The sequence below is a fragment of the Lacrimispora sp. YZC11 genome (assembly GCF_057543815.1).
In genome coordinates this window covers 1-16394 of sequence record NZ_BAAJYQ010000009.1, presented here as the reverse complement: position 1 = coordinate 16394, position 16394 = coordinate 1, and the positions used below count along the sequence as shown (strand labels likewise).

Annotated in this window: 16 protein-coding genes, 2 tRNA genes and 1 pseudogene; 7 read left to right on the top strand and 12 right to left on the bottom strand. The window is 46.4% G+C overall.

The window, feature by feature from the left end; translation table 11 throughout:
• Positions 1 to 2: 2 nt before the first annotated feature.
• The 6 genes from AC27IJ_RS13010 to AC27IJ_RS12985 all read right to left on the bottom strand — a co-directional run bounded on the left by AC27IJ_RS13010 (position 3) and on the right by AC27IJ_RS12985 (position 6104).
• The gene (locus tag AC27IJ_RS13010; RefSeq protein ID WP_487149238.1) at positions 3 to 851 is read right to left on the bottom strand and encodes a carbohydrate ABC transporter permease; all 849 of its coding nucleotides are present in this window, start codon (positions 849 to 851) and stop codon (positions 3 to 5) included.
• 12 nt (positions 852 to 863) lie between these two features.
• Complete coding sequence (locus AC27IJ_RS13005) at positions 864 to 1763, bottom strand: carbohydrate ABC transporter permease (protein ID WP_487149337.1); 900 nt, start codon at positions 1761 to 1763, stop codon at positions 864 to 866.
• A gap of 157 nt (positions 1764 to 1920) precedes the next feature.
• Complete coding sequence (locus AC27IJ_RS13000) at positions 1921 to 3309, bottom strand: ABC transporter substrate-binding protein (protein WP_313257234.1); 1389 nt, start codon at positions 3307 to 3309, stop codon at positions 1921 to 1923.
• Positions 3310 to 3325: 16 nt separating this feature from the next.
• On the bottom strand, positions 3326 to 3802 hold the full coding sequence (locus AC27IJ_RS12995) for a heme-degrading domain-containing protein (protein ID WP_487149235.1): 477 nt from the start codon (positions 3800 to 3802) through the stop codon (positions 3326 to 3328).
• 78 nt (positions 3803 to 3880) lie between these two features.
• Positions 3881 to 4954, bottom strand: a complete 1074-nt coding sequence (locus AC27IJ_RS12990; protein ID WP_487149233.1) for a Gfo/Idh/MocA family oxidoreductase — start codon at positions 4952 to 4954, stop codon at positions 3881 to 3883.
• On the bottom strand, positions 4947 to 6104 hold the full coding sequence (locus tag AC27IJ_RS12985; protein ID WP_487149231.1) for a Gfo/Idh/MocA family protein: 1158 nt from the start codon (positions 6102 to 6104) through the stop codon (positions 4947 to 4949). Before AC27IJ_RS12985 ends, AC27IJ_RS12990 begins: the two co-directional genes overlap by 8 nt.
• 570 nt (positions 6105 to 6674) lie before the next feature.
• Here AC27IJ_RS12985 and AC27IJ_RS12980 point away from each other — a divergent pair.
• On the top strand, positions 6675 to 7019 hold the full coding sequence (locus AC27IJ_RS12980; protein WP_487149229.1) for an inorganic pyrophosphatase: 345 nt from the start codon (positions 6675 to 6677) through the stop codon (positions 7017 to 7019).
• Between the two features lie 179 nt (positions 7020 to 7198).
• Here AC27IJ_RS12980 and AC27IJ_RS12975 read toward each other — a convergent pair whose 3' ends face one another.
• From AC27IJ_RS12975 to AC27IJ_RS12960, 4 genes are all read right to left on the bottom strand, one after another.
• Positions 7199 to 7717, bottom strand: a complete 519-nt coding sequence (locus tag AC27IJ_RS12975; protein WP_312448202.1) for a methyltransferase family protein — start codon at positions 7715 to 7717, stop codon at positions 7199 to 7201.
• Positions 7718 to 8022: 305 nt separating this feature from the next.
• A tRNA-Val gene (locus AC27IJ_RS12970) sits at positions 8023 to 8095 on the bottom strand.
• 65 nt (positions 8096 to 8160) lie between these two features.
• On the bottom strand, positions 8161 to 8799 hold the full coding sequence (locus AC27IJ_RS12965) for a CatA-like O-acetyltransferase (RefSeq protein WP_487149227.1): 639 nt from the start codon (positions 8797 to 8799) through the stop codon (positions 8161 to 8163).
• Positions 8800 to 8942: 143 nt separating this feature from the next.
• Positions 8943 to 9016: transfer RNA gene (locus AC27IJ_RS12960), tRNA-Pro, on the bottom strand.
• A 128-nt stretch (positions 9017 to 9144) separates the two neighbouring features.
• Between AC27IJ_RS12960 and AC27IJ_RS12955 the strand changes: the two genes are divergently transcribed.
• Genes AC27IJ_RS12955 through AC27IJ_RS12945 form a run of 3 tightly spaced genes read left to right on the top strand, consistent with a single transcriptional unit; the run spans position 9145 to position 13155 of the window.
• Positions 9145 to 9927, top strand: a complete 783-nt coding sequence (locus AC27IJ_RS12955; RefSeq protein ID WP_312448592.1) for a Cof-type HAD-IIB family hydrolase — start codon at positions 9145 to 9147, stop codon at positions 9925 to 9927.
• 10 nt (positions 9928 to 9937) lie between these two features.
• Positions 9938 to 11371 carry a dihydrolipoyl dehydrogenase gene (gene lpdA, locus AC27IJ_RS12950; protein WP_312448590.1) on the top strand — a complete coding sequence of 478 codons (1434 nt, stop codon included), beginning with the start codon at positions 9938 to 9940 and terminating at the stop codon, positions 11369 to 11371.
• Positions 11368 to 13155: an aminopeptidase P family protein gene (locus AC27IJ_RS12945; RefSeq protein ID WP_312448588.1), complete on the top strand. Its 1788-nt coding sequence runs from the start codon at positions 11368 to 11370 to the stop codon at positions 13153 to 13155. Before lpdA ends, AC27IJ_RS12945 begins: the two co-directional genes overlap by 4 nt.
• Positions 13156 to 13180: 25 nt before the next feature.
• On the opposite strand, the gene AC27IJ_RS12940 is transcribed toward AC27IJ_RS12945, so the two are convergent.
• On the bottom strand, positions 13181 to 13522 hold the full coding sequence (locus AC27IJ_RS12940) for a helix-turn-helix domain-containing protein (RefSeq protein WP_330694998.1): 342 nt from the start codon (positions 13520 to 13522) through the stop codon (positions 13181 to 13183).
• Between the two features lie 171 nt (positions 13523 to 13693).
• On the opposite strand from AC27IJ_RS12940, the gene AC27IJ_RS12935 reads away from it, so the two are divergent.
• Positions 13694 to 14578: a GGDEF domain-containing protein gene (locus tag AC27IJ_RS12935; protein WP_312448586.1), complete on the top strand. Its 885-nt coding sequence runs from the start codon at positions 13694 to 13696 to the stop codon at positions 14576 to 14578.
• Between the two features lie 183 nt (positions 14579 to 14761).
• Here AC27IJ_RS12935 and AC27IJ_RS12930 read toward each other — a convergent pair whose 3' ends face one another.
• Entirely contained in the window at positions 14762 to 15343 is a 582-nt protein-coding gene (locus AC27IJ_RS12930) for a prolyl-tRNA synthetase associated domain-containing protein (protein WP_312448585.1), read from the bottom strand.
• A gap of 423 nt (positions 15344 to 15766) precedes the next feature.
• Between AC27IJ_RS12930 and AC27IJ_RS12925 the strand changes: the two genes are divergently transcribed.
• Together AC27IJ_RS12925 and AC27IJ_RS12920 are read left to right on the top strand one after the other, a co-directional pair.
• Positions 15767 to 16162: a hypothetical protein gene (locus AC27IJ_RS12925; protein ID WP_487149223.1), complete on the top strand. Its 396-nt coding sequence runs from the start codon at positions 15767 to 15769 to the stop codon at positions 16160 to 16162.
• Positions 16163 to 16394: pseudogene (locus tag AC27IJ_RS12920) on the top strand (hypothetical protein); the annotation flags it as partial.

Here is a 16394-nt window from a genome sequence, read left to right as displayed (position 1 = left end):
TTTTACCCCTTCAGCCCCCCGGCTGCAACCCCGTCAATAAACTGATTCTGCGCGGACAGAAATACGGCGACAGACGGCAGAATCACAATGACAGAAAGCGCCAGCACCTTGTTCCACTCAAAACCGGATTCCGAGTCCATGATGAGACGAAGGCCCAGAGCGGCCGGATATTTTCTGACTGTATTGATATAGATTAAGGGCCCCATGAAGTCATTGGAGGCCCACATAAACTGTAACAGGGCGCAGGATACCATGGAGGGCTTCACCATGGGCGTCATGATCAGCCACAGGCGCTGCCATGTGTTGCAGCCGTCGATCTCCGCCGCCTCCTCCAGTTCCCTGGGAATCGATCTCATAAACTGGATCAGCATATACACAAAATACGTATCTCCCGCAAAAAAGCTGGGGACCACAAGAGATAGGTAGGTGTCCAGCCAGCCGAATTTGTTGAACATCAAAAACTGCGGCACATTTAACACCACCTGCGGCAAAAGCAGGGTGGAGAGAAGGATACCGAACAGGAGGCCCTTTCCCCGGTATTGGAATCTGGAAAAGCCGTATGCCGTTATGGTGGCGGAAAGCACGGTCCCGATTACTTTGGGAATCACGAATTTGTACGTATTCAGCATATAGGTTGCAAACACCGTCTCCGTTGATTTCCACCCCTTCCGGTACGCCTCAAACGTAGGGTGGGCGGGAATAAAACCGATGGAGCTGAATATCTCGTTGTTGCTGGCTTTAAAGGATGCGCCTACCATCCAGATCATGGGATAGATCATGATCAGTCCCACGGCGGTCAGCAGCAGATAGCGGATACCTAAGGAAACTCTTTTTTTCCATATTATATTCATCTTCATCCGTCCCTACCTTTCCTCATCGTCGTAATAGACCCAGTACTTCTGGCTGATAAAAGCCATTGCCGTAAATGCTGCGATGATCGTAAAAAGCAGCCATGCCATCGCGCTGGCCATGCCCATGGCATTTGTCTTAAACGCGTTCTGATAGACCAGCAGGGAGATCAGCGTGGTAGAACCCATAGGGCCGCCCTTTGTGATGATAAACGGTCCGTTGAACTCCTGAAATGCCTGGCAAAGCTGCGTCACTAAGTTGTAAAAGATTACCGGTGTGATCATCGGAAGCGTCACACTGAAAAACTGCCTGACCTTTGTGGCCCCATCCATGGAAGCTGCCTCATATAAATCGACCGGTACGCCCTTTAAGGCCGCCAGAAAGATTACCATGGAGGACCCAAACTGCCACACACGCAGCAGGCAGACCACAAAGAGGGCGTATTTGGGCGTCCCCAGCCAGTTTAGCCCCTCCCCTCCAAACAGTCCGATGACCTGATTTACCAAGCCGTTCGTTTGAAACAGAAACTGCCATAACACAGCAATTGCCACGGAGCCTCCCAATATGGAGGGAATATAGTAGACCGTCCGGTACAGACCGATTCCCTTAATTTTGAAGTTTAAGATATAGGCGATAAACAGGGCAAATACCAGCTTAAGCGGAACCGTCAGAAATGCGTACTGAAACGTTACTGCAAACGCTTTCACATATTTGGCCGTGTGCATGATCGTGACATAGTTGTCCAGTCCGATCCATTTTGTGTTGCTGTTAAACATGTTGTAATTGGTAAAGCTGTAAAACAGAGATGATATAAACGGGTAAAGTTTAAAAATCAGGAATCCAATAAACCAAATGGATATGTAAAGATAGCCCATATTCTGTCTTCTGGCCCTCTTTTGAGAACTCCCCTTCATATGTATCGCCACTCCCCTTTCCGGTACTTTCATAAAAACTCACATTCCTTTCGCTGAAGCCAGTTATAAAACCTGCTCCCTTCAACTTAGCATCCTCCTCTCAAATACTCCCCGGCATGTCAGGACCTTGGCCTGGGATATGCCGGGGAGTGTATTATTAATATGGATTCGCCGCGTAGACTTCGTTGCAGGAATCAATCAGATACTGTGCCAGCTCGGCGGGATCCCCCCCTGCGCTGAGGTTTTCAAATACCTCGTAGTAGATTCCGGTATCATCCTTTAGCGCAGAATTTTCAAAGTTCGGGTCCACCGCAAATCTGGCTACCTTCATAGCCTGCTGATTTCCTTCAAAAGACAGTCCCTTCAAAATTCCTTCGTTCTCCAGTACTTCATTTGCGTGCCGGTTTAACAACATGCCTCTCTCTGTGGACATCAGCTTAACGCCCTCGTCCACCGAGGTGATGAATTCCAGCAGTAAGGCCGCCTCGGCCGGATGCTCCGATGTTTCCGGAATGGAAAAGGTCTGTGTGATCTTTGTAAAGCCCGCATCCTTCATCCCCTCTCCGGTGATATGGGGTCCAAGGACAAACTCCTGGCCCTCGTCCAGAGAATCGTCGAATTTGGCCTGAGCAGCATCCCATTCATAGATGCCCGCATACTTTCCGCTCATCCAGTTCTGGTTCCTTTCGATCGTTGTGGCCCCGTCTCCCTGGAGAGTCTTTACGGACGGCATCACATGCTTTTTCTCCAGACTGTTTATAAATTCCAGGCCATCTAAAACCTCCTCCGGCGTATAGGCTACCACATTGTTCTCCGCCCAGGGCTTCTGGTATTTTTCCTGAATGTAGTACAGCATCAGCAGCATTCTCTCATATTGGAACATCGCCATGGGATAGTAGTCACCGCCAAGCTTTGTCTGGAATACGTCACCTGCGGCATAAAGCTCGTCCCAGGTTCCGGGAATCGGAATACCGGCTTTCTCAAACGTGGTTTTATTCCAGTAGAAGCATTTGGTATTGGTTCCAAGAGGCAGTCCCTGCAGCTTTCCGCCCACCACGCAGTTGTCTAGGATCTCCTGGGGATAGTTATCCAGGGAAAGGATATGGGCGTACTGCTTAAGATCTACAAATTTGGAGCCGTCTCCAGAATACTGATACAGCCAGTTCCAGTTGCCCTGAAGCAGATCCGGCGCTGTACCGGCGCTGAGCTGGGTCGCTACCTTTTCGGTCCATCCGTCCCAGGTTCCGTACTCGCATTCCACCTTGATGTTAGGGTATTTTGCCATAAATGCGTCGACGGCAGCTTTCGTGGCTTCATGCCTGGTGTCCCCGCCCCACCAACTGAAACGGATCGTACACGGCGTGCTTCCCGGCTCCGCCTTTTCCTCCTGCGCTCCTGCAGAATCCGGTGCTGCGCCGATCTCCTTACCGGAAGCCAAAGCCTCCTCTGTCCCCGGAGCTTTCGTCTGCTTCGTCCCCGGACCTGTGCAGGCAATCAAAGATACCGCCATACTAACCGCTGTAAACACTGCAATCAATCGTTTCATAAGCCCTTCTCCTTTTTTACTTGTCTGTTGACAGTTTTTTTAATACATCTATCACGATCCCGTGGTCTTCCTGATGGGAAAAACCGGAGGCCGTTATACTCCCAACTACTCCGCCGCAGCTTCTCACCCGGACCGGGAACGCGCCGCCTACATCCGCGTAAGAGCCGGGGTCCAAGTGCCATTTTTCATCTATGGTCATCCCTATATCCGCCAGCATATAATGTGCCCATAAGGAGCTGTGTCCCGTGTAGAGCGCCGTGTTACGTTTTCTTCGGAGCATCTCATCATTGCTGGGTGCGTTTCCATTGCTGGAAAAATGAAACAGCGTTCTGCCGAATGCGCTGATATCCACCGCAATTTTGTTTTTTCGCCTTTTGGCCTCCTCAATCAGCTCCAGGCCGATTTTCAGTGCTAAGTCCGCATCAAACTCCTCAAAGACCAGATTCTGTTCCTGCCGCTCCAGATCTTTTATCAGTTCCTCATATTCCTTCATGTCTGTGTCTCCTTTTGCCCTGCCCTTTGTTCCGGCCCTGCGGCAGTGGCTTTATGCTGTTAATTTTAGCCGGCAGTATTATACCTGCCCTTTGTTCCAAAGCTGCGGCTGCGACTGTACCACAGTTCCGGGGAGTTTCAGTGCCTCTTCCATAAGAATCGCCAGGTAGGCATCCTGAAGGGCATCCGCCAGGGGGTAGCGTTCCGTTCCGTTCCGGATATATTCCTCCATTCCGTCTAACAGCACCGCCAGCGCCGTCTCGTCCTCCGCCAGGCCGCTTCCCGGAAAGGGATTCTGGTAGACAGCCTTTTCCCCTAAATAAACCGCTTCAATGGAGCCCGCCTGTTTCCCTGTCTCTATCCTCAGTTCCTGTGTCACCGGCCTGCGGTTTTCATCCAGAAAGCGAACCGTAAAGTCGTCAAGCTCCCCCAAAGGTCCCTGGAGGTTCATATGCCTGCTTCGCAGAAAGGAATGGTACTGGACGCTGCAGAAATCAGAAAACGCCGTTTTCCCGCTTTCAAACTCAAAGGTAAAGCGTTCCAGAACCTTCTGCACCAGTTCCCCGTCTGTGACCGCGCCCCAGCGGGAATCCGTTTCCACGATGGAAACCTGGTAGGATTTTCCACATATGCGTACCGGTTCATCCCACACCTTCAAAAATCTCCGGATCAGGCTGGCTCCATGATAGCCGTGAGCCAGGGACAGTCTTAAAAAGGCTGGTTCTCCCAACACGCCGCTTTCTGCCACGCCTAAGCGGCAGGCGATGGCCGGATAATTTAAATATTGCTCCGCCACCTGTATTTTGTATCCGTTCTCTGTTCGGAGCCGCCACAGCTCGTTGAGTCCGGAAAGCTCCAGAGAGGGCGGAGTCTCACTGAGAACCGGAAATCCGGCCTCCATCCAGAACTGGCTTATGGAGAATATGGACGGTTTACTTACCGCCACTACAACGAAATCAGGCTTCATCGCCATGCAGTCCCCGGCGGATATACTGGTTAAAACGCCGTGTTCCCGGCGGATATTCTCCGCCTTCTCCTTAGACCGGCAAAGCATGGCGCACACTTCAAAACGCTCCGGAAGGGCCTTTGCAATCCTTACATAGAATAAGGACCGCCACCCGGAACCGACGATTAAATACCGCAGCTTATTCATTTCCTCCGCCTTCCCCGTGAGGCTCTTTACGAAGCTTCTCCTCCTCACGCACCCGTTTTTCCAACTCCAGTTCGTAGGCTTCGGCGTCGACGGGCAGCGTCACCTTTTTACCCAGCCATGCGGAAAGATAGGCGGCATTGGCGATCTCCAGAGCACGTATTCCCTCCTCGCCGCAGGCGGTTAAGGGCTCATCGGTAAACACTGCAGCCGCGAAGTTTTCAAACATCTGGGGATAAGGTTCCTCCTGCCCGCCAAATTCCTCTATTCCGTATTCCTCGCCCAGTTCTTCCCTGGCGTTACAGGAAGCCCGTTTCCCATACTCCCTTGTATCCTCATTGTATTTCCAGAAGTGGAGCGTATCATCCTCCAGAAGCAGCTTTCCTCTGGTACCCACGATCTCCAGCTTCTCCGTCCAGGTTCCTTCCCCCGTGGTCAGGATGAATGCGGCGGTCATCTTGTCCGGATATTCCATCAGGACCGTGGCCTCGTCGTCTACCAGAAAATTATTGTACTTTCCAAACGGGATCTCGGCGTAAACGGCCACGGGCATACCGAACAGCCACTGCCAGATATCCAGAATATGCTGCCCCTGGTTGATCAGACCGCCTCCGCCTTCCCCGCTCCAACAACTTCGCCAGTCCGCCGACTGATGATACCGAACAGTTCTGAAAAATCTGGAGTTCTCTAATAGGACTCTGCTGATTTTCCCCAGCTCCCCGCTGCCTATCATGGTTTTGATCCTGTTGTATTTCCGGTACAGGCGCTGATGAAACATCATGGCGAATTTCTTTTCCGCCGCCGCCGCAGCCTCGTTCATGGCGCGGCACTGCAGTAGTGATACCCCGGACGGCTTATCACAGAATACATGCTTCCCGTGTTCAAATGCCTGAACCGCAAGCTGGGGATGCGTCCTGTGGGGGGTAGCGATGAGCACCGCATCAAATCTCCAAGCTTCCTCATACATGGCTTTTGCATTGTCGAATATGACGGCTTCATTGCTGAGATTTTCTTTTGCCCACTGCTTTGACTGCAAGCTTCGGCAGCATACCGCTGCCAGTGTCAGAGAACTGTTCCTATCCCCGTCAATCATCTTTGCATAGGTTTTTCCTATAGAACCGACCCCTATGAGCGCTATTTTGATTTTTTCCATATGTCGCCTCCTCTTACCTATATCATAGCAGGAGCCAATCCGGCGCCGCCACGATTTTTTTATGTATTTTAGATAGAAACTTTGTTTTTTTGCCTTTTCTTATAGCTGTTTTTTCTGTAAAATAAGTTGCTTTCTATAAGAAAATGTGATTTTTTGTAGGATATTTTCACATCCGCCCTATAAATTTTTACTATTTTAGGGACCTTTCCTCCATAATTTATTCCGGTCCCTTAAAGGCATGAAAAAAAGAGCTGCCGAAGATTTATCAAATAATCCATTAAAATGCGGCTGAGAAGTTAATTCGAGTAGTTTCTTTATCTTTTTTTCGCAATGGGGCTTAAAGGCCGTATACATTATGAGGTCTATTGGCTGAAAGAGAGATATTGTATCAGTTTCCGTAAGCACTGGCGGAAATGGTTGCTAAGGCACAGAATAATCTGTGAAGAGTGGAAATGTTATGTATGAATTTTGAGTCGGCGGAACAGATGAGTTGGAGATTTAGGATTTAGCGTATCGCAGAACATGGTTCTTAGAGTAAAATAGACTTACTAAAGATTTAAGGGGAGAGTAGTGAATAAAGAATTTTGGAGTGCAATAGACAGGCTGGTAAGAGAATCGGAAATTGTTATCGACAGACCGAAAGGAAGTGTGCATCCACGTTATTCTAACTTTCTTTACAAAGTTGATTATGGATATTTGAAAAATACATCATCTATGGATGGAGGAGGTATTGATATCTGGAAAGGTACAGCGCCGAAACAGAAGGTCGATGCCATCATATGTATTGTTGACTTGTTAAAGCGTGATTCTGAAATAAAATTATTAATGGGCTGTACAGAAGAAGAAAAGGGTATTGTTTATAAAACCCATAATGAAACAGAATATATAAAAGGAATTATAAAACAAAGGCCATAAAGAAAATAGATTTATTGATATATATATCTTAAGAAGATTATACCTGCATTTTATAAGGATTTCTTGCAGCTGCCAGGGTTTATTAATGGCAATAGTTGTGATAATGGATATTTTTATTTCGCTTTATTATCATCAACTTTTTCACGCGGATGTACTCCCCATCTTAGGAATAAGGTATATTAAATATACCGCTTAACCTTATTCATGTAGTTTATATACTCTGTCCCAAATTTGTTGACACACCATCTTTCTTCGGAAAGAATAATCCAGTGTGCAGATATTTGAAAAACAAGCAGAGATATAAGCAGCAATATAGAATGTGTTAACAATACACAGCTTGAGAAATATATGAAATACCCTATATACATAGGGTTTCTGGAAATCTTAAATATTCCGTTTGTATTTATTCCGCTTTGCTCAGGTTTTGCAAAGTTAACAGTGGAAATGATAAGAACACTGATGCCTAAGATGTAGATTAATAAGGCGATAAAAAACAATGGCGGTTTGGTCTGGATTTTCAGAAAAACCAAATATAAGATAATAAAAGCGTTTGAAAGCTGGTAAAAAAGGTAGGCAACCTTTTCTCCTCCCTCTAATGGGGCAAAGAGAGCGGCACGGCTTAAAGCATCCTTATTTATCATTTTCAGCAAACCGAACCTTATGAGAAAGAGTGGTATTATTAATAGAAATGCATTCACTTTAAGCGCCCCCCTATCTGTTGCTATTGCGTATCAATAGAAATCTTACCATTTGCTAAAATTATATCACATGTGCCATAAACAGTCTATTGAGAAAAGTCCTTCTCAAGCAGACTTAGCGAAAACGTAACTTCTTTTGAAGTGTAACTGTTTTAAGTACTGGATATTTCATGAGAGTTGGATCGGAAGTTCGCGATTAGAAATGTAGAAAACCCTGATAATATTAAGATTTTTGATATAGTATAGGGCCGAAATTCTAAGCAGTCCAATCAAACTGTTCTAAATTTCGACCCTATATCAGCTAATGGAGACAACAGGACTCGAACCTGCGACCCTCTACACGTCAAGCAGATGCTCTCCCAGCTGAGCTATGTCTCCATAAAAGCATTGTAACTGAAAAACCGAAAAAAGGCAAGCAAAATTCTTCCATAAACTAGTAGAGTTTATAGCAGCCAATCCAAGTTGTCACACCTGTTTTGAAGCTCCAAAAAGAACTTAGAAATATGGAATCCATCCATAAGAGCATGATTCGCCAGAACTGATACCGGTATTTTTAAGCTTCCTTCTGATTTAAAATACTTCCCCCAGGTAATACGGGGATTGCTGTCCGCAGGAATGGGAACCGGTTGTATAATAGAAGTATAGCTTACCCAGGGAATGCTGGAAAAGAAAAAGAGCTGGTTCTCGTTTTCTCCGTCTGATAGGACCTGGATTTGTCTGGCATTTTCCTGCCGCTGCTTACCATCCTTTAGAAAGGCGTCGAAGGGCAGCCTGTCGTCTGCGGTGCAATAACAATAATTTTCATTTTCTAACGCCAGGGTATAGGAAGGAATGCAGTGGTCATATTCGATGATCCCTTTTCCTTGGATACGGCGGCGAAATTCCGGGATAGAGTTGGCTGTCTGAGCTGTCGCGTAAAGGAAAGTCAAATAAAAGGGCAGCTCCTTTTCTTTTATGTAACTCATGAAATTTGTTATGTCCAAATTTGCGGTCATACCTACATATGGATAAGCGAGATTACGGAAAAGGTCAAATTGATCCTTTCGCAGATAATGTTCCATGTCAAGATAATGATAACTCATAAGACACACCTCCTGATTTCATAAACCTATTGCGGCATAAATCCTTAGGGAAAGGCACAGGTAATATGCGCAATGATGATACAAAAAAATACCGGAGACCTTATATTAATAAGGAAAACCGGTATTCTTAAGTATATTGTCAATCGGAGTAACAGGATTTGAACCTGCGACCTCTCGGCCCCCAGCCGAGCGCGCTACCAAGCTACGCCATACTCCGTTCCCTAGACACTATGACATTATAGCAGAAAATTTCCAATTGGTAAAGTATATTTCTTGAAAAATTTTCAAATTTAATATATTATGATAAGGAGACGATTATTTAGGAAGATAAATAGGTGAATATAGATGAAGCCAATTGTAAGCTTTGATGTAGATATGACACTGCTGGACCATAAAGACTGGACAATTCCGGCCAGTGCTTTGGAGACCATAGAAAGGCTGAGAGAAAATTATACCATTGTTCTGGCAACAGGCAGAGACATGGATTCCATTTTCAGCACTGCCATTCGGGATGAGATAAGGCCGGAGGCAATCATCCATCTCAATGGGACCAAGGTAACCGTGGGAGATAAGGTCATTTATGAACATACTTTTGATAAGGACCTGCTGAGGAAGATTCTGGCCTACGCGGAGAAAACCCCTTACAGCGTCGGAACTACTGTAGGTGAATGGGATTATTATGTTCATCCGGAAGTGGTAGAAAGTCATGATGCAACTCTCTGGGGAGAATGCGGAAGAAGATTTCAAGATCCCAGAAAGCTTATGGAGCTGGAAGTGAGGACCATGGCTTATATTGGAGATGAAGGTGGAGCAAAAGCCATGGAAGAGGAATTTCCAGAGATTCATGTGCATATGTTTGCTGATAAACGGGGAGCAGACGTGGTGGAGCGGAAGGCTTCTAAAGCCATGGGGTTGATAAGACTCTGTGAATATTATAAAATACCTCTAGCGGAAACAATTGCCTTTGGCGACAGCATGAATGACTATGATATCATAAAGATTGCAGGCAAGGGTATTGCCATGGGCAACGCCATGGCAGAACTGAAGAAGGCGGCTGATTACGTTACGGATCCTATTGATCAAGAGGGAATTAAAAATGCCTGCCTGCATTTTGGATTGATCCGGTAGGAGGGCAGAAATGGCAGAACATTATGATATACTTGTGATCGGTGGAGGGCCGGGCGGATATACGGCGGCTTTAAAAGCAGCCGGTCTTGGGCTTAAAACCGCCATTGTGGAGAAGAATAAGCTGGGAGGAACCTGTATTAATAAAGGCTGCATTCCCACAAAGGCTTTGCTTCATGCTTCCAGTATCTTTGAGGCTCTCCAAAACAGCGATGAATTCGGGGTATCCACAGATTTTATTTCTTTTGATTTTAAAAAGATGCAAAATTATAAGAAACGTTCCGTAAAGGCATACCGCAAGGAGGTGGAGGAGCTTATTGAAGCTGCCGGAATAACTGTCATTTGCGGGACAGCCATCATACGCCGGGGGCGTACCATAGAGGTGAACAGCCCGGAAGGCAAGGATTATTATGAGGCAGATCACATCATCATTGCCACCGGGGCAAAACCGGTGAACCTAAAGATTCCGGGAGCGGATCTTCCTGGGGTGCTGACCAGTGACCGCCTGCTAGCTTCTGACACGTGGAATTACGACCGCCTTACGATTATTGGAGGAGGGGTGATCGGGGTGGAATTTGCTACCATTTTCAGCGCCCTCTGTTCCCATGTGACCATACTGGAGAGTAAGGCCCACTTATTAGGGCCTATGGATTCTGAGGTCTCCCAGGCCCTGGAAGAAGAGCTTAAAAGAAAAGGGATCGCGATCCATTGCAGGGCAAGAGTTAAGGAAATCCGGGAGGAACCCAATCAGGGTCTTACATGTATCTTTGATGTGAATGGAGAGGAACAAGCCGTCCGGTCCGGACAGGTCCTCATGGCTGCAGGACGGGCTCCTTGTCTGGCAGGGTTGATGGGACAGGATGTGAATCTTGAGATGGAGAATGGCCATCTAAAAGTGGATTCAGAATTTAGAACCAGTGAACCGGGGATTTATGCCATCGGCGACGTGGCGGCTGATATCAAACTCGCCCATGTGGCGGCCGCACAGGGAACCTATGTAGTAGAAAAGATTGCAGGAGTGGGACATACCATCCGGCTTTCTGTTGTACCCAACGGTATGTTTGTCAAGCTGCCAGTAGTGCCCAGCTGCATTTACACGGAACCGGAAATCGCTTCCGTAGGGCTAACCAGGGAAGTTGCCAGCGCCTGCAGCATGAAGGTGAGCTGCGGCCGCTACTCCATGAGCGGAAACGGAAAATCCATTATAACCAGAGAGCAGAATGGGTTCATCCATTTGGTGTTTGAGGAATATTCAGGCACTCTTGTGGGAGCCCAGATCGTATGTCCCAGGGCAACAGATATGATCAGCGAGATGGCAACAGCTATTGCAAACGGCTTAACGGCAGAACAGCTTATGCTTGCCATGCGCGCCCATCCTACCTACAGCGAAGGGATTGGGGCAGCCATAGAGAATTATTTTGAAACCAAAGGAGAGATAAAGCGATGATTCAGGAAAAATTGGAACAATTAAGAAAACTGATGACAGAGCACCATATGGATGCTTATATGATTCCAACCTCGGATTTTCATGAATCCGAGTATGTGGGAGAATATTTTAAATGCAGAGAATTTATGACCGGTTTCAGCGGATCAGCAGGTACGTCTGTGATTACAAAAGATGGAGCCGGTTTGTGGACCGACGGCCGTTATTTTGTACAGGCGGGCAAACAGCTTGAGGGAAGCGGGATCACTCTTCAGAGAATGGGACAGCCTGATGTTCCTGAAATAGCGGAATATTTAGATCAGATCCTTCCGGAAGGCGGTTGTCTGGGATTTGACGGCCGGGTGGTAAACTGCCAGCTGGGACAGGAACTGGAAAAGCTTCTGGCAGATAAAAATGTGACACTGGCTTATCAGGAGGACCTGGTAGATGTTCTGTGGAAGGAACGCCCGCAGCTGTCTGCGGAACCGGTCTGGATCCTTGAGGAGAAATATAGCGGAAAGTCTTCCGCTCAGAAAATAGAAGAATTGAGAAGCCAGATGAAGAAGGAAAAAGCAACCATTCATGTCCTTACTTCTCTGGATGACATTGCATGGCTTTTAAATATCCGGGGAAATGATGTGGAGTGCAATCCTGTAGTCCTTTCCTATGCAATGATAACTCTGGACCGCTTCTACCTCTTTGTCAATGAAAATGTACTAAAGGATGAAGTGAAAGCATACTTAAAGAATCTTTCCGTAACGGTATGCCCTTACAATGACATTTATACAGCAGTCCTTCAGTTAAGAAACCAGAAGGTTCTTTTAGAAACGGGCAAGATCAATTATGCCATTGTAAAAAATCTTGACAGCTCCAACAGCATCATTGATAAAATGAATCCCACCGCCCTTTCAAAGGCCATGAAAAACCCTGTGGAAGTGGAAAATATGAGAAAAGGCCATATCAAGGATGGAGTGGCTATGGTAAAATTCATCTACTGGTTGAAGCAGAACGTGGGAAAGGAAACGATCACAGAGGTCAGCGCCCAGGAGTATCTGGATAATCTTCGTTCCCAGCAGGAAGGAAATCTGGGACTGAGCTTTGACACGATTTCCGCCTATGGTGCCAATGCGGCCATGTGCCATTATAAGGCCACAGCGGAAAGTGATGTGAAGATAGAACCTAAGGGGCTTTATCTGGTGGATTCAGGCGGACAGTATTATGAAGGAACGACTGATGTGACCAGAACCGTTGCGGTAGGGCCGCTGACAGAGAAAGAGAGGGAGCATTTTACTCTTACCGTTATCAGCATGCTGCGCCTGGGAGCAGTGAAATTCCTTTACGGCTGCCGGGGGCTGACGCTGGATTATGTGGCAAGGGAGCCGTTCTGGAGCCGCGGCATTAATTATGACCATGGAACCGGTCATGGAGTAGGTTATCTGCTAAATGTCCACGAGCGTCCAAATGGGATACGGTGGCGCATGGTACCAGAGCGCCAGGACAACGGTATCCTGGAGGAAGGCATGATTACTTCTGATGAGCCTGGAGTATATATAGAGGGCAGCCACGGCGTCCGCACGGAGAACCTGATTGTTTGCAGGAAGGCTGAAAAGAATGAATATGGGCAATTTATGGAATTTGAATTCCTGACTATGGTTCCCATTGATCTGGAAGCCATTGATAAATCCATCATGACGGAAAACGATGTAAAGCTGTTAAATGATTATCACAAAGCCGTTTATGAAGCCCTTTACCCGTATTTTGCAGGAGAGGAAGCATTATGGCTGAAAGAGAATACAAGAGCCATTTAGCAATAAAACAAGGCAGAACCGTAGTTCACGGTTCTGCCTGTTTTTGATTGTCCGCATTTGTTTTGAGCCGTAATAATATGGGAAAAACAGCTTCCAGATCTTCTTTACTCAAGTCTTTCATCAACGCAGCGGCCTCCCTTAGAAGAGGCTGTTCTTTTTTTTCTGTTTTAAAAAATTCTATGGGAGTAATTTCAAGATAATCGCAGATTTCAAAAAATTGTTTCATAGATGGCATGGAACGTCCTGAAGAAATTCCCTGGATATAGCTCTTATTTTTTCCTAAATCCAGGCTCATTTGATATTCGGAGATATCTTTTTTCAGTCGAAGTTCCGTGATTCTATTCCTGACAAACTGTTCATCCAACATTATCACCTCTAGGTTAATCATAAAGGATATTGTATGCAAATGCTACGTATTATATGCGTAATAATGGCTGAAAAACTGGTTGCATATACGGTTGAAAAGCGTTATCATATACCATATACGAATGGAAAAGAAGCGGAATGAATGATTCCAGCAGGTACAGGGGGAAGGATCATGACAGGAAATTCAGGAAGGCGGTTCGAGAGGTGGAATTCGGTAAACGAGCATGAGTTCTTCCGGTTTAGTGAGACGGAGCAAATGTACAAAAACATGAATCTTTTTAAAGATACGGTTTTATTTGAGTATTCTTATATGGATAGGAGACTATATCTGTCACCAAATGCCAAAGGACAGATAGATTTGCTGACTTTTGGACGGATTCTAAATAAGCATAGAAACAATGCCCCCCAAGACGGGGAAATCCGTTCGTTTGAATTTTGCCTGGGTAAAATGGGAGAACCATATCACTGGTGCAGCTGCAAGCTCACCGCTCAATGGGATGATCGGACAGAAGATCCTGTTAAGCTTATTGGAAAACTTCAGGATATTACTGGACTGAAGGCAAGGGAAGAGCAGCTTTTGCTCCAGTCCCTAAAGGATGGGCTCACCGGTTTATACAACAAAATGGCTTTTAAATACCGGGTAGAGGAGAAATTAAAGGTCGGTGGATCGGGTTGGCTCTGCATGATCGATATTGATAATTTTAAGGAAATTAATGACTGCTACGGCCACCTGGCCGGAGACCGTATTTTGATGCAGGTAGGTGGAATGCTCTGTGATATTTACCCGGAACCTGATCTGGTGGGAAGGGCAGGCGGAGATGAGTTTGTTGTATTTACAACGGAAGAGAATGTCCGGGAAAGGGCGGATAATTTATTGGATAGGGTAGAAAGGATGATACCGGAAGAGAAGTGGCGTATTTCTGTCAGCGTTGGAATTGCTCCCAGCACCGGAGAGCGGGGAGAGGATTATCAAAAACTATTTTCCAAAGCAGACCGGGCCATGTATCAAGCAAAACAGGCCGGAAAAAACCGGATTGCTTTCTTTGGTGATGGTTGATGGGATATGAATTATGGCGGTGGATTATAAAGAATGGAAATATATAATGGGACAGGATGAGTGTATCCTGTCCCATTTTGATCTTTTGATATTCTATTTTTAAGACTTTTTATCTTTAATATCTTTTTGTTTTTATGATCTTTTGTTTTCACTTTCTGGAAGATGCAGGTGGATAAACAAGGATCATTCCTGTTCGGAGGGTAAATCTACCAGGGTGTATTCACATTGGATGGCCGGGAGAAACTTGTCCAGTAGGTCCGTGGTTTTAAATTTTAAGCTGGAGGTATTGATACAAGGGTGGCAGCCGAAGAATTCGTGGGTCAGTACATCCTTATCGATCAGCAGCCGGACATGGTGGTTTTTATCGTTCATAAGCCCAAGAACCGAAACAGATCCAGGGGTGATGTCCAGGAATTTGACCATGAAATCCGGTTCTGCAAAAGAGAGTCTGGATGAGCCGATTTGCTTGGAAAGAGCGGCAGTTCGGAATTTTTTTCCACCTGGCAGCAGCAAAAGATAGAAATCGGTTTTCTGGGCATTGCGGAGAAACAGATTTTTGCAGATTTCTATATTTAACAGCGCATCGACTTCCTGGCAGGCATCTATGGTGGGAAGCGGGGAGTGATCGACCCGCTGATAGGATATGTTAAATTTATCCAGTAAATCATAGGTGCGGATTTCCTTGGGAAGACGCCCTGTTATATCATTGGGTCGCCCGTTATAAAGGGTTTTATCCAGGAAAAAGGTGTCGTTTGTATGAACCATTTGCTACACTTCCTTTTGTCTTTTTATGATTTATTATATCTGAGACGAGAAAAATTACAAGTATTTTTGAAGATGTGGAAGGATTTTAGTGGTTTTGGAGGTAGAGATGTATTATAATAGCTGTGAAGTAAAGAAGAAGTAAAAAGCCCGGCGGAAAGGTAGGAATGGAAGTGGCTTTATGAAAGGGCCGGGATTTTATTATAGGAAGGGATTAAAACAGGAAGAGTTTAAAAATTTGAAAGAGATTAATAATAGGAAGAGATTAAAGGTAGGAAAGGTAGATTGCATATATGATAGATAACCGGTTGAAAAAAGAGAGATTCAGAAATGATAGAACGGTAAAAGGCAGTGATAACGGGAAAATAGAAGGAAAAAAGGGAAAGGCTGGCGGCAGCAGGAACAACAGTAAAACCGATAATAGGAATGGCAGCAAGAACGGTGGCAGGAATGACAGCAGCGTTGGCAGTTGGAATAGCAGCAGAAATGACAGCGACATTGGAAGTAGGGCTGGCGGCAGAAACGGCAGTAACATTGGTAGTAGGACTGACAGCAGGAATGACAGCAAGACCGGCGGCTGGAATGACAGCAAGACCGGCGGCCGGAATGACAGCAAGACTGGCGGTAGGAATGACAGCAAGGCTGGCGGCCGGAATGACAGCAAGGCCGGCAGATGGAATGATAGCAAGACCGGCGGTAGGAATGACAGCAAGGCCGGCAGATGGAATGATAGCAAGATCGGCAGCAGGAATGACAGCAAGACCAGCGGCAGGAATGACAGCAAGGCCGGCGGCAGGAATGACAGCAAGGCCGGCGGCCTAAATGACACAAAGACCGGCGGCTGGAATGAAAACAAGACCGGCAGAAGGAATGACAGCAAGACTAGCAGCGGGAATGATAGCTGGACCGGCAGAAGGAATGACAGCAAGACCGGCGGCAGGAATGACAGCAAGACCGGCGGCAGGAATGACAGCAAGACCGGCGGCTGGAATGACAGCAAGACCGGCGGCAGGAATGACAGCAAGACCGGCGGCAGGAATGACAGCAAGACCGG

What these genes read in the sequence shown, in the direction of transcription:
- AC27IJ_RS13010 (WP_487149238.1), bottom strand. Translation starts at nt 851, where the DNA reads ATGAATATAATATGGAAAAAAAGAGTTTCCTTAGGTATCCGCTATCTG.
- AC27IJ_RS13005 (WP_487149337.1), bottom strand. Translation starts at nt 1,763, where the DNA reads ATGAAGGGGAGTTCTCAAAAGAGGGCCAGAAGACAGAATATGGGCTAT.
- AC27IJ_RS13000 (WP_313257234.1), bottom strand. Translation starts at nt 3,309, where the DNA reads ATGAAACGATTGATTGCAGTGTTTACAGCGGTTAGTATGGCGGTATCT.
- AC27IJ_RS12995 (WP_487149235.1), bottom strand. Translation starts at nt 3,802, where the DNA reads ATGAAGGAATATGAGGAACTGATAAAAGATCTGGAGCGGCAGGAACAG.
- AC27IJ_RS12990 (WP_487149233.1), bottom strand. Translation starts at nt 4,954, where the DNA reads ATGAATAAGCTGCGGTATTTAATCGTCGGTTCCGGGTGGCGGTCCTTA.
- AC27IJ_RS12985 (WP_487149231.1), bottom strand. Translation starts at nt 6,104, where the DNA reads ATGGAAAAAATCAAAATAGCGCTCATAGGGGTCGGTTCTATAGGAAAA.
- AC27IJ_RS12965 (WP_487149227.1), bottom strand. Translation starts at nt 8,799, where the DNA reads ATGAGTTATCATTATCTTGACATGGAACATTATCTGCGAAAGGATCAA.
- AC27IJ_RS12955 (WP_312448592.1), top strand. Translation starts at nt 9,145, where the DNA reads ATGAAGCCAATTGTAAGCTTTGATGTAGATATGACACTGCTGGACCAT.
- lpdA (WP_312448590.1), top strand. Translation starts at nt 9,938, where the DNA reads ATGGCAGAACATTATGATATACTTGTGATCGGTGGAGGGCCGGGCGGA.
- AC27IJ_RS12945 (WP_312448588.1), top strand. Translation starts at nt 11,368, where the DNA reads ATGATTCAGGAAAAATTGGAACAATTAAGAAAACTGATGACAGAGCAC.
- AC27IJ_RS12940 (WP_330694998.1), bottom strand. Translation starts at nt 13,522, where the DNA reads ATGTTGGATGAACAGTTTGTCAGGAATAGAATCACGGAACTTCGACTG.
- AC27IJ_RS12935 (WP_312448586.1), top strand. Translation starts at nt 13,694, where the DNA reads ATGACAGGAAATTCAGGAAGGCGGTTCGAGAGGTGGAATTCGGTAAAC.
- AC27IJ_RS12930 (WP_312448585.1), bottom strand. Translation starts at nt 15,343, where the DNA reads ATGGTTCATACAAACGACACCTTTTTCCTGGATAAAACCCTTTATAAC.
- AC27IJ_RS12925 (WP_487149223.1), top strand. Translation starts at nt 15,767, where the DNA reads ATGGCAGCAAGAACGGTGGCAGGAATGACAGCAGCGTTGGCAGTTGGA.